The organism is Sorangiineae bacterium MSr12523, assembly GCA_037157775.1.
In the GTDB taxonomy this organism is placed as follows: domain Bacteria; phylum Myxococcota_A; class Polyangia; order Polyangiales; family Polyangiaceae; genus Pendulispora; species Pendulispora brunnea.
Genome location: CP089982.1, coordinates 11,592,319 through 11,603,788, shown reverse-complemented (window position 1 = coordinate 11,603,788; position 11,470 = coordinate 11,592,319). Strand labels below are relative to the sequence as shown.

At 65.4% G+C, this 11,470-nt stretch carries 11 protein-coding genes; 1 reads left to right on the top strand and 10 read right to left on the bottom strand.

Going from position 1 to position 11,470, the window contains the following annotated elements; genetic code table 11:
- Window position 1 precedes the first annotated feature (1 nt).
- The 8 genes from LZC95_45960 to LZC95_45925 form a co-directional block, all read right to left on the bottom strand.
- Window positions 2-1,186: a DUF2169 domain-containing protein gene (locus LZC95_45960; protein ID WXA93788.1), complete on the bottom strand. Its 1,185-nt coding sequence runs from the start codon at window positions 1,184-1,186 to the stop codon at window positions 2-4.
- 4 nt (window positions 1,187-1,190) lie between these two features.
- Window positions 1,191-2,288 (bottom strand): hypothetical protein, encoded by a 1,098-nt coding sequence (locus LZC95_45955; GenBank protein WXA93787.1) that lies wholly within the window; start codon window positions 2,286-2,288, stop codon window positions 1,191-1,193.
- On the bottom strand, window positions 2,285-3,265 hold the full coding sequence (locus LZC95_45950) for a DUF2169 domain-containing protein (GenBank protein WXA93786.1): 981 nt from the start codon (window positions 3,263-3,265) through the stop codon (window positions 2,285-2,287). The genes LZC95_45955 and LZC95_45950 overlap by 4 nt, the downstream gene beginning before the upstream one ends.
- Before the next feature lie 4 nt (window positions 3,266-3,269).
- The gene (locus LZC95_45945; protein WXA93785.1) at window positions 3,270-3,710 is read right to left on the bottom strand and encodes a hypothetical protein; all 441 of its coding nucleotides are present in this window, start codon (window positions 3,708-3,710) and stop codon (window positions 3,270-3,272) included.
- 62 nt (window positions 3,711-3,772) lie between these two features.
- Window positions 3,773-6,355, bottom strand: coding sequence for a protein kinase (locus tag LZC95_45940; protein WXA93784.1), 2,583 nt, complete (start codon window positions 6,353-6,355; stop codon window positions 3,773-3,775).
- Entirely contained in the window at window positions 6,349-7,248 is a 900-nt protein-coding gene (locus LZC95_45935; GenBank protein ID WXA93783.1) for a retroviral-like aspartic protease family protein, read from the bottom strand. Before LZC95_45935 ends, LZC95_45940 begins: the two co-directional genes overlap by 7 nt.
- Window positions 7,245-8,276, bottom strand: coding sequence for an aspartyl protease family protein (locus tag LZC95_45930; GenBank protein ID WXA93782.1), 1,032 nt, complete (start codon window positions 8,274-8,276; stop codon window positions 7,245-7,247). Before LZC95_45930 ends, LZC95_45935 begins: the two co-directional genes overlap by 4 nt.
- On the bottom strand, window positions 8,273-9,196 hold the full coding sequence (locus LZC95_45925) for a class I fructose-bisphosphate aldolase (protein WXA93781.1): 924 nt from the start codon (window positions 9,194-9,196) through the stop codon (window positions 8,273-8,275). The genes LZC95_45930 and LZC95_45925 overlap by 4 nt, the downstream gene beginning before the upstream one ends.
- A gap of 112 nt (window positions 9,197-9,308) precedes the next feature.
- On the opposite strand from LZC95_45925, the gene fbp reads away from it, so the two are divergent.
- A complete protein-coding gene (fbp, locus tag LZC95_45920) occupies window positions 9,309-10,379 on the top strand; it encodes a class 1 fructose-bisphosphatase (protein ID WXA93780.1) in 1,071 nt (356 codons plus the stop codon).
- 205 nt (window positions 10,380-10,584) lie between these two features.
- On the opposite strand, the gene LZC95_45915 is transcribed toward fbp, so the two are convergent.
- Together LZC95_45915 and LZC95_45910 are read right to left on the bottom strand one after the other, a co-directional pair.
- Window positions 10,585-11,238: a radical SAM protein gene (locus tag LZC95_45915; GenBank protein ID WXA93779.1), complete on the bottom strand. Its 654-nt coding sequence runs from the start codon at window positions 11,236-11,238 to the stop codon at window positions 10,585-10,587.
- A 3-nt stretch (window positions 11,239-11,241) separates the two neighbouring features.
- On the bottom strand, window positions 11,242-11,466 hold the full coding sequence (locus tag LZC95_45910; GenBank protein ID WXA93778.1) for a hypothetical protein: 225 nt from the start codon (window positions 11,464-11,466) through the stop codon (window positions 11,242-11,244).
- Window positions 11,467-11,470: the final 4 nt, after the last annotated feature.

Genomic DNA, 11,470 nt, shown 5'->3' with positions numbered 1-11,470 from the left:
TTCACCATTGCGCCTGGAAGGGCATTCGCGCCAGCTCTTGAGGAAGGTAGGGCCGAAGAGCGCGTGCGAAGCCGGCCCAGACCATGGTGACCCGCCAACGATCCGGCTCGACCAACACGGTCTGAAGGCGCGCCTTCAACGGGGTGAGGCCCCCCTGCCGATCGTCCACGGCCAGGCGCGGGCGCTCTACGGGAAGCTGCAAGGTCCAATTGGGCACGCTCGGATGCAGGTTCACGAGCGTCAGCCATTCGCCGCCCTGCAGAGGCCCCACCCGCAAGCCCAGCGACGCGCCTTGAAAGGCGAGTCGATCGAAGCGCTTCGTAAAATCCTCGTCGCTCAGATCGAAGATGTTCGTCGTGGCATGTCCGAGCCGAAATTCGGGAAAGTGGGCGCTCAAGTGCCCGATCTCTTGAGGATCCCAATCCGGCGTGTGCCCGAACCACCCGATCCGCGGAAACATCCCATGGCCCAAAAAATCCAAGGATGCAGGCAAAGGCTGCAGCGGCCAATGCCAAGGATCGTGCACGATGAGGCGTTCGGGCGTGAGCCGATCGGCGGGATCCTCGAGCTGCGGGAGCGCCAGCGCTTCGAGCGCTTCCGCCGTGGCATCGATGATGAATCCGCGCCCGGCGTGGTTGCGCGCATACCGGTACGGGCTCGCCGCCACCGTGGCCGCGGCCCGTTGATCTTCCGCCAGGAGTTCGATGAACGGCTGCTCGGGAAATCCAACGCGCTCCTCGGCGGCCCGATCTTCCCCACCGTAGGCCAACGCGTAGCTGAGTTTCACGCGGTCGACGAGGCTCGGCGGCGTGAAGGCAAGTTGTCCCCCCGCATTGACGAAGCAGCGGCGCTCGCCCGAGACCAACACGCGCTTCATCAAGTGCCGATTGAGGTAAACTTCGGCGTGAAAGCTGAGCGTGCGCGGGTGATTCCACGCATGCCCCCGCACGACGACGTCGGTCAACAGCTTGTCCGGCCACAGATCGGAATCCTCCTCGATCAGATCGGGGTGGTCAGGATCATCGATGGGGGCGAAGTTGAGGAGTGCCTCCTCGGGCGCCGGCGTACATTGTCCGGACGAGAGCACACCATAACTGCGCTTCGCGACCACGCCGAGCGCGTGCGCGCCGTTGCGATCGGGGGCGGACAATGGATAGGCCGAGACCTTCGGATCGGAATCGCTCATGAGGTTACGGGCCGCCAATGTGTTCCACGGAGGGATCGGTCAAGTAATTGTTCACGGCACCTTGTGGTCCGGTGGTCGGTGGCGGGGTGGGGGCGGGACCCGGCGGGGGCATGTTCGTCGTCGCCGGTGGGGTGCTCGTGGCCGGCGGCGGCGACGCGGGGGTGGTCGTCGCCGGTGACGGTGACGCGGGGGCGGGCGACGGCGACGCGGGTTGCGGGTTGTTGACCTTGTCGTAGACGCCTTGATCCGAAATGCCCAAGGCCCCCAAACCTTTTTGCGCCAAGCCGAAGGGGGTCGTTCCGCCGATGCCGGGGGCACCGAAGTCCGTGCCAAGCGGCGAGCCAATGAAAAATCCCGCGATGTTGCTCCCGATGTTTTCGAAGCGGAGCAAAAAGCGCGAGAGCCGGTCCTTTGCATTCTTCATGGCCGCATCGGCGAAGGGTTTCAGCGGCCCTTGCTTTCCGGCTGCCTTCCACGCTTCCCGCCCCGCAGCCCGCGCGGCTGCTCGGTTCAACAGCTTGATTCCAAGGCGCGGCGCGACCTTCTTGCCGAGCCAATCGAACGCCTTTCCCAAAGGCAGTTTGCCCATCAGCCATTGGAGCACGAAGTCCATGGCCATGCTGAAAAGGCCGGTCAGAATATCGGCCAAACTCAGCTCGCACTGGGTGGTGTTGAAGGCGATGACGAAGCCCAAGGGCGTTGGGATCGGCGTGCCGCAATTCAAATTGGGATTGACCACACAGAACAACGCGGAGGCGAGGCACTGGTCGCCGCCATGCTGGTCGGTGCATTGGACCGACATGGGGCCGAAGTGCGATTTGGACGCCGAGAGAAACAGCTCGATGGGCAAAAGGACGCTGGGTGGCCCGATGTGAGGTGTCAGCATGCCGATATCGGTCGTCCGGCACATGTTGCTCTGCAGCGAGTCGGCCTCCACCGTCTTCGCGTAGAGCACGGTGAATTCGATGTGCAGAACGTTGGTCATGATATTGACCACGAAGTAAGGCATCCTGCCGACGGGCGTCGCTGCCGGCGGCGGATATGCAATATGCCAATCGCACCCGATCATGAAATGCCAGCGGCGTAGGACGTTGCTCTTCAAGATAGGCTCCTCGCCCAGCGCAGAACGCAGGTGCGGCGCTGCATGCGCGTGACGGAATAACGAAACGGATAGCGGTAGGTGATGAACACGCGGCCGAGGTCGGGCTCGATGCCGATTTGATCCACGGCCAACGAGCGTTCCACACGGGTTGGGCCTATTTGAATATCGGTCACGAGCGGGCACGCAGGAAGATAGAATCGAATTGGCCCCTGCGGATGAACCCCGGTCACCCCGCACGCCGTTCCTTCGCTGGCGCCCAAAGGGGCGATCAACTCGGGAAAAGCCTGGTTGAAGAACGTGCCATGAAGCTTCTGCAGCATCCCGTGCGCGTCGAATTCCACGGCCCGGCGAAGGGTGGGGCCAAATCCCATCGGTGCGAATCCCACGCCCACCGGATCCGGCTGATCTTCGAAGCGCCGAATCAGCTGGCGCGGATCCTCGATGTTCGGCAAGGGTTGATGAAGTGCGTTTCGCTCTTCGAAATACCAGCCTTTGCCGGCGGGATTCATGGGGAATCCCATCTCCAATTGATCCCAGATCTGCTTGCCGCCGTACGCGAGTGCGACGGTGAGTGGCATTTGGACGAATGGTACCGGATTGGTCGGGACCAAAGTCCCGCCAAGGCTCCTTACCCACGCGCGTTCCCCAAAGACGTCGACCCCGCCGACGAAGTCACCCAGCCATACGCGCACTTCCACCTTCTGTGCAGGCCGATCGTACGGTGCGCGCGCCGAGCCCAGGACGAGAAGGTCGATGCCACCTCGGCGAAAGCAGTCGTCGGGAGGGAGCGTCACGCCCGCAGGGCTTTCCCAGGGCCCTCCCTGCGCGATGATCCAGGGCTGCTCGCTGTCCATCACCAAGCGACCGTCGACGATGCGGTAGGTGATGCGCGCGACCACGGCCGCGGCCATGTCGTCTTCGTTGAAGGCGGTGCGCCAGAGCATGGCGGAGACGGGCGTCTGATTGTCGAGTTGCATCGCGTTAGCAGTTCAACTTGATGCGTTCACCCAACAAGCGAACATCGTCGTTGGCTTCCACGCGCACTTCGCCCAAGCGCGCGTGGATCCGCTGTTCGCGCGCGTCGGTCACCAAATCGCCCTCGCAGTGAATCGTGGCATCGCCCTCGGTGCTGATCGCGACACCCTCTTTCGCATGCATGGCAATGCGGTTCGCTGCGAACGAAAGGTCCCCGGCGACGGCAATCGATAAGCCGCTACCCAGGAAAAGTACCGGCCCATCGGGCCCGAGGGCAATGCGCAGTGGCTCGCGTCCCGTGGCGTCGCTCAGTCGGATGATCGAACCTTCTTCCTTGCGCTCGATGGTCAACGAGAAGTCATCGACCGATATTCGTTCCGTCAACTCGCGTCCTTCGCCCACGGAAGCTGCCGCCTTTCCGAGATAAATCCACATCGACGTTGCCATGCGCGATCGGCCACGACAAGGTCACTTGCGCGCCCGCATTTGGCGCGATCAGTACGATGAACTCACGGGCACGCGAGCGCGCGACGGCGTTTTTCCGCTTCGATGGCGGTGACGGAGCGTGGCGTGGCCTTGCCCCATCGATCGAGAACGGTACGATACGCGCTGCATGCGCCCGCGGTGTCGCCTTGCTTCTCTTTGGCCATGCCGAGCCAGAGATGAATGCGCACGCCGAAGAACGGGTACCTCATGCCCTGGCAACCTCGTGCCGCGGCCTCCAAAAGCGGCATGGCCCGGGTCACGTCGCCGGCCTCCATCATGATTCGGCCTGCGTAGCCATCGACGATGCCTTCTTGCCACGCCGAGCGAAAATCGCGCAGGATTTTGCCGGAGCGCTCGGTGGGAGCGGCGGCCATGGCTTCGGCCGGCGCGAGCGATGGCCCCACCGCAGCGCCCCACGCGAGCACCCATCGATCGAAGGGACCGATGGCCTCTTCGTTGGCTCGTTCCCAGGCCTTCGTGGCACTGCGCCACTCGGACACCGTGAGTTTTCCCCCGCGCAGCGCGGCGGCCAACAACCAGGGCTCCGCCGCTGCCATCTTGAACGCGTGCAGCGGGCTTGGACCCCACCCGTCCTTGCGCCGGAGCACCATCATGGCCTCCTGCGTTGCCCGAGCCACGTTGCCGGTTTCGAGGAGCGCGTCTACGGTCAGCAACGCGTTGGCCCAGCGCTTCTCCGGATCGGCGCTGTTCGCGAGGTAAGGAGCGAGCTGCTCCGCCGTGCGAAGAGCCACGTCGAAGTGCCCATCCCACGCCTCCAATTGTTCGGTCTCGAGAAGGCGAACTTCATCGCGCGACGACGGTGGCAGCCGGTTCCAACGAAGGATCAGGACTTCGTCGATGGCCTCCCGTGCCGCATGGGCTCCGACGAGCGCTTCGGCCAGGTGCTCGTAGGGCCTCGATTCGCCCGGTTCCCACGACGCCTTCTGGCGCGCGAGTTCGGCGGCATCTGCGCATTTGGCGTGTCGCTGGAGCCCGTCGATCCGCGCAGCCATGCAGTCGACGGATGCGGGCGACGCTCGGAGGCACTGGGCGAAGGCCTCATCACTCTCGTCCTCGCGTCCGAGTTTCGCGAGGGCAGCCCCCTTCATCTGCCACGCATCGGAATACTTCGGATCGATTTGCGTGGCTTTCCGCAAGCCTTCGACCGCGGCCTCGAGGTCTGCCGAGTCACGAGGGGCCTCCATCCTCCCGTGTACGGCCGAGAGCACCAGGACTTCGGCGTCGTTCGGGTACTGGCGCACGAGCTCGTCCAGGAGGTGCGTGACGTTTTCATCGGTGTGGCCTTGGGTGACCGCCATGCCCAGGGCATCCAAGAGAAGGCGGTCGCGCACCACCAAGGCGTCGCGAAGGCGCATGGCGTCGCGCAGCCGTTCGCGCTGCACGTAGAGGGGCGCTTGCGTGTACGCGGAGAGAAAGCGGCGAAATGCAACTTGGGGGCACGCGCTGTCGGCCTGCCAAGCTTGGTCGAACAATCGGCCTGCTTCGTCCCAGCGGCCTTCATGCATCGATCGCAGGGCGCGCGCATACGCCTCGGCGGCCTGCGGCACGCACGACGGTGCTGCCTTGTGATCCGTAAGGAGCACGGGCACCGGTCCTACGACGGGCGGCGTCGGTGATGGCCGCCGCGTACGCAGCGCGATTGCGGCGCCCAGGATCCCCACCGCCATCGCAATCGCTGCGAGCCAAAGCGGGCGCCGTGACTTCGTCGGCGGCGGAGCGGTACGCGAATCCTGCGTTTCGCCGAGTAGGGCTGCATCGATGCGCGCGAGGGCGCGTTTCACCTCCGCGGCGCTGGCAGGGCGCCGCTCACGCTCCTTGGCGAGCAGGCGCGCGACCAGTGTGTCGAGCTCGTGCGGCACGTCCGGGCGAAATTCGCTCACGCTCGGCGGCTTGTGCATCAGCAGACGCGAGATCACCGCCACGGGATCGGTCCCGGCAAAGGCATCGCGGTTCGTGAGGCAACGAAAGAGCACGCAACCGAGCGAGAACAGATCGGCGCGCCCGTCGAGATCCGCTTCGCCGCGCGCTTGCTCCGGCGCCATGTAGCCCACGGTCCCGAGCACGGTGCCCGTCGTCGTCGCCTGCTCCACGGGGGTGTCCGAGCCGGATTTCGCGCGCACGATGCCGAAGTCGGCGAGCTTCGGCGCGCGCAGGCTCCCGCCCGCGAGCAAAATGTTGCTCGGCTTCACATCGCGGTGAACGATGCCCACGGCATGCGCCGCATCGAGCGCCCCCGCGAGGCGTTGCCCGAGCTCGAGCACGTCCGCGACGGGCAGCCGTTCCTCCTCCGCCGCGGCGCGGGTGAGGCGGATCAGCAGACTTTCGCCGTCGATCCACTCGAGGGCCAGGTACGGTTCACCGTTTTCGTCCTCACCGTGCGCAATGCAGCGGACGATGTCCGGGTGCTCGAGCTTGCCCAGGACCTCGGCCTCCCGAGCGAAGCGGCGCAGTGCGGACGACTCGGTGTTGCGCAGCACCTTGAGAGCGACCCGACGCCCCGTCGTGCGATCGAACGCGCGGTGAACGACGCCCATCCCACCGCGACCGGCTTCTTCTTCGAGGACGAAGCGATCCGCGATCAGCATCGCGCGCGAAGTTGACCTCGGCGCGGGCCGAACACGAGAACGCAGCTTCGAAGCGCGGGAAATCCCAAAACGCCGTCCGTCTTGCAGTCCGCGGGCGGCCCGCCCGAAAAGACCTCGACGTCCGTCTTCACCTGAAAGTCGCCGACTTCGATCTGCGCCCCGTGGTACGTCCGCGACTGCAGTTTGCCCGACGGCGTTTCGCTCATCAGGTTGCTCTTCGTCGTGCGCGGTCCGAGAAGTCGCCCGGCCTCCGTCGTCTCGTAAATCGTGGAGCGCGTCGCGCCGGTGTCGATGAGCAAATCCGCCGTTTGCCCCTCGACGCGCGCCTGGGCCACGAACACGCCGCTGCAAACGCGCACCCCGCGGAGCAGTGGGTCGCGCGCCCTCGTCGCGAGGGTGCGCATGATCTCCATCTCGTCGGCCGCCGTGCGCAGCTCCCCGATGCGCAGATCCAGAACGACGCTGCGGCCTTCCTCGAGGCGCTGCGGCGAGAGGAACACGCCCACGTTGGCCTTGCTGGCGAGGCTCGCCTCGTTCTGCTCGATGACCAGAAGCTGGCCTTGCGGCAGCTTGCCCCAGCCGTCGAGCGACACCTGCGCGGCCTCCGCGCGCGTGGAGGCCAACGTTGCGCTGGCGTGGTCCTCGATGTTGTCGCCGCCGGCCACCGTCTTCACGCCGCCGCGTCGCGTGACCGCCGCTGTGGCCACGTGCGTGGACGCGCCCGTGTCGAGCAGCATCCACGTGGACTCACGCCCCACCGAACCGCGCACGAAGGGCAGGGGCGCGAGCCCCGCCACGTCGTAGCGAACGGCTGCCTTGCGCTGCAGCGTCGGCGCCGCGGAAACACCCGTGGCCACGAGCACGGTGGCCACTCCGAGGAGGCGCATCTTCATGGCGAGCAGCGACCCAGCACGGTGCCGCGGTCAAAAATCACGATGCACGATTTCAAGATATCCATGGCAAGCACCCCGTCGCGCGGGCAGCTCGGATCGGACTCGCCGGGAATGATGTCCACGTCCGCAACCGAGGTGTGCGCGCCAACGTGCACTTTGGCCCCGCGGACGGTGCGCGTCGAGAGCTTGCCGCTGGCGGCGTAGACTTGCTCCCGATTTGGAACGCTGCGCGGCATGAGCCGGCGCGCCGCCGGCGTGCCCGCGAGAAGGTCCGAACGGTGCGCGCCCGTGTCGAGCAACAGCGAAACGTCGGCCCCTTCGATCTTCGCAGGGACCACGAACGCCAGCCCGCGGATGGGGCTCGCCCGATCTTCGCAGGTGCGCGTGGCCGCCGTGAAGAGATCGGCGCCTTTGCCCTCCAGCTCTGCCGGCGCTTGCGCAGAGTCCGTCGCGTACATTTCCGCGCGGGCCAGGTCGAGCACCACAGCCGTTCCGCCGCCCGCCTGCAACGCGAGCTGCTGCGGCGAGAGAAATGCACCAATGCCAATGCGGGCGACCGCCTCGGGGATCTCCGTCACCAACGTGGGCGCATCCGGGAGCGCTCCCCAACCGTCGACGGTGATCTGCGATCGATCCACGCGCGACGTCACGATGGCGTGCCCCGCGTGGTCCGTTCCCTGGTCGCCGAAATTCTTCGTGTCGAGCTTCGCCTTGCGTGCGAGCCAGCCCGCGATCACGTGGCTGTTGGCCCCCGTGTCGATGAGCATCCACGTCGGCTCGCCGCCGATGGCTCCGCGCACGAGCGGCAGCGGAAATGCTCGCCCCCCAATCTCGTAACGAATCTTGATCCGCGGATGAGACTGCGCGGGGTCTCGCTTGCCGTTCTCGTCGCCCGCATCGCCAACCTGACCGGCGTTGCGCGCTTGCGATGCCGGCGCATTCGCCGCCGGCTCGTTCGTCGGAGCGGCGGGTGCCGAAGCACCGCCGCATCCCACGAGAACGACAAGGAGACCCCCGAGATACCTCACGCGTTCTTGAAGATCGCGATCACGTCGGAGAGGAGCTTGAGCGCCTCCGGGCGCGGACGCTGGAAGGCGTTGCGGCCCATGATGGAGCCGAAGCCACCACCGGCGGCGATCTCCTTCACCTCGGCGAGAACGTCGGCGGTGCCCTTGGCCTCGCCGCCCGAGAAGATGACGATGCGCTTGCCATTGAATGCACTCTGCACGCAATGACGAACGCGATCGGTCAGCGTCTTGGTCGGGATGTTGTACTTCTCGAAGACCTTCTTCGCCTCGGCCTGCTCGATGAAGTCCTTCGGCGGCTTGATCTTGATGATGTGCGCGCCGAGCTGCGCGCTGATCTGCGCCGCGTATGCGCCCACGTCGACCGCGAGCTCACCTTCCTTCGACAACCCGGCGCCACGCGGATAAGCCCAGAGCACCGTCGGCAGGCCGTACGACTTGGCCTCGGCGATCAGATCGCGCAGGTCTTGGTACATCGTGTTGCGCTGACCCGAGCCCGGGTAAATCGTGTAGCCGATGGCCGTGCAGCCGAGACGCACGGCGTCCTTCACCGAGCCGGTGAGGGCGCTGCAAGGCTGATCGACCTTGGCCAGCGTGTCGGAGTTATTCAGCTTCAGGATGAGCGGGATCTGCCCTGCGAACTTGTCCGCTCCTGCTTCGAGGAAGCCGAGGGGCGCCGCGTACGCATTGCAGCCCGAATCGATCGCGAGCTGGAAGTGGTAGTCGGGATCATAGCCTTCCGGGTTCGGCGCGAACGAACGTGCAGGCCCGTGCTCGAATCCCTGATCAACCGGCAGAATAACGAACTTTCCCGTACCGGCGAGGGCGCCGGTATTCATGAGACGAACGAGATTCGTTTTGACGCCGGGGCTCTCCGAGCCGTACCACGAGAGAATCTGTTTGACGCGATCGGTAAGTGCCATCGCACTGCTCCTTGGTATGATCCGTGTGAGGGTCTTATTTTTCGCGGTGGAGGGTATCCGACCCCGCCGGCGAAGGCGAGACCTGCACTCGGCCTAACGCAGAAGAGTCCGCATGCCCGACCCTACCAACACAGACCGCTCCTCCTTTCCTAGCGAAGCACCGACCAGTCTGCCGCTTCGTGCCTCCTCCGTCGTCGGAACGACATTGCGCGAGCACGTTCTCGCCGGCATGCACGCCGCACCGGGGGCCACGGGCCAGTTCACGTCGCTGCTGAACCACATTTCGCTGGGGATCCGCATCATCACCACGCGCGTGCGTGCTGCCGGGCTCGCTGGCCTTCTCGGCTACACCGGCGACACGAACGTGCAGGGCGAGCAGGTGCAAAAGCTCGATGCCTTCGCCAACGACGTGTTGGTGAACGTGCTGGAACGCAGCGGCCACTGCGGTTTGCTGGCAAGCGAGGAGCTCGACGAGGCCCGCTTCGCGACCAACTCGGGCAAGTACGTCGTGCTGTTCGACCCGTTGGATGGCTCGAGCAACATCGACACGAACGTCTCCATCGGGACCATCTTCGCGATCCTGCGTCGCCGCCACGGCGAGATCGTTCCCGCGGTCGAGGACGCGCTCCAACCAGGTCGCCGCATCGTCGCGGCGGGCTATGCGCTTTATGGCCCTTCGACGATTTTCGTTCTGAGCACCGGCCACGGCGTGGACGCGTTCACGCTGGATCCGAACGTGGGCGAGTTTTTCCTCTCGCACCCGAACATCCGCTGTCCGGAGCGCGGCAACTGCTTCTCCACCAACGACGGCAACTACGTGCGTTGGTCGAAGGGCGTGCGCCGCTGGCACGACTGGATCCGCGAGGACGACAAGGAAGACGGCCGCCCTTACGGCCACCGTTACGTGGGCTCCTTGGTCGCCGACGCGCACCGCACCTTGCTCAAAGGCGGCATTTTCGCCTACCCAGCCGATACCAAAAGCCCCAAGGGCAAGCTCCGTCTCTTGTACGAAGCGAATCCCATCTCATTCTTGTTCGAGCAAGCCGGCGGCGGCGCCACGAATGGCGAGAAGCCCATCTTGGACATCCACCCCCACGAGCTCCACGAACGCACCCCCCTCATCATCGGCTCCAAAGCCGACGTCCACGACTACGAATCCTTCGCCTCCGAACGCCGCGTTTAGAGGCTAGAAGATTCACAGGGAGGGGGGGAGGCGGGGAGGGATACGGCGCGAATCCCACCGCGCACCGAGGCTGTTTTTTTGTTTTTCAGTGTGCCCACTGGGCCAACGGAAAACCCAAAAAAAGCCTAGGCACCCGGTGGGATTCGCGTTGTTTCCCTCCCCGCCTCCCCCCCTCCCTGTTCAATTCTTCTTTCGCCCCGCGCTCTCACACGCCTTGGGTCTCCGGGGCCCAGATGTACTTGTGCATTTGCAGTTGCACTCGGACGCGGAGGGCGTCTTCGAGGACCCACGTGACGAGGTCGCGCGGGCTTAGTTTGCCGAAGACGGTGCTGGCCAACAGCTTTGGCGTGCGCGATGAAAGATCGCGGGAGCGCACGATGTCGCGCATCCACTCGTAGTCGGTGCGGCTCGCCAGGACGAACTTGATCTCGTCGCGCTCCGTGATGAACTCCAGATTGGACCAGCGGTTTCGGTGCGATTCGCCGGAGCCGGGGGCTTTGAGGTCCATGATCTTGTGCACGCGCGGGTCTACCCGTGCGACGTCGGCCTCGCCGCTGGTCTCGACGAGAACCGTGCGGCCCTGATCGCAGAGCTCGCGCATCAGTGGAAAGACGCCCGGCTGCAGCAGAGGCTCGCCGCCGGTGAGCTCGACCAGATCGGTGCCGGTGGCGAGGGCGCGGGCGAGCACGTCGGCGCGGGCCATGCGGGTGCCGCCGTAGAACGCTTGCGTGGTGTCGCACCAGGTGCAGCGAAGGTTGCAGCCCGTGGTGCGCACGAAGGTGCAGGGCAGCCCGGCGAACGTGCTCTCGCCTTGGATGCTCGCGTAAATCTCGTGAATGACCAGCGTGTCTTCCTTCATGGGCTACTGCTTCTGCGGCTCTTCATAGGGGATGAGCTCCGGGGCGGGGATCTCCCCACCATCGGATGGGTCCGCTTGAGTCGGGACCGTGGCCGAGGGGCTCGGCACGACCATGGGCGGGTGCGGGCGGGTGTAATACCTCACCAAGGCATAGGCGGAGCCCACCACCGCCACGACGGACAGCAGAAAAACGCGAATCAGAGCGAACGGAACCGCGCGGCGGACCACGTCC

Bases quoted from the DNA above. Each gene is read 5' to 3' on its own strand.
- LZC95_45960 (WXA93788.1), bottom strand. From the start codon at position 1,186: ATGAGCGATTCCGATCCGAAGGTCTCGGCCTATCCATTGTCCGCCCCC.
- LZC95_45950 (WXA93786.1), bottom strand. From the start codon at position 3,265: ATGCAACTCGACAATCAGACGCCCGTCTCCGCCATGCTCTGGCGCACC.
- LZC95_45945 (WXA93785.1), bottom strand. From the start codon at position 3,710: ATGGCAACGTCGATGTGGATTTATCTCGGAAAGGCGGCAGCTTCCGTG.
- LZC95_45940 (WXA93784.1), bottom strand. From the start codon at position 6,355: ATGCTGATCGCGGATCGCTTCGTCCTCGAAGAAGAAGCCGGTCGCGGT.
- LZC95_45935 (WXA93783.1), bottom strand. From the start codon at position 7,248: ATGAAGATGCGCCTCCTCGGAGTGGCCACCGTGCTCGTGGCCACGGGT.
- LZC95_45925 (WXA93781.1), bottom strand. From the start codon at position 9,196: ATGGCACTTACCGATCGCGTCAAACAGATTCTCTCGTGGTACGGCTCG.
- fbp (WXA93780.1), top strand. From the start codon at position 9,309: ATGCCCGACCCTACCAACACAGACCGCTCCTCCTTTCCTAGCGAAGCA.
- LZC95_45915 (WXA93779.1), bottom strand. From the start codon at position 11,238: ATGAAGGAAGACACGCTGGTCATTCACGAGATTTACGCGAGCATCCAA.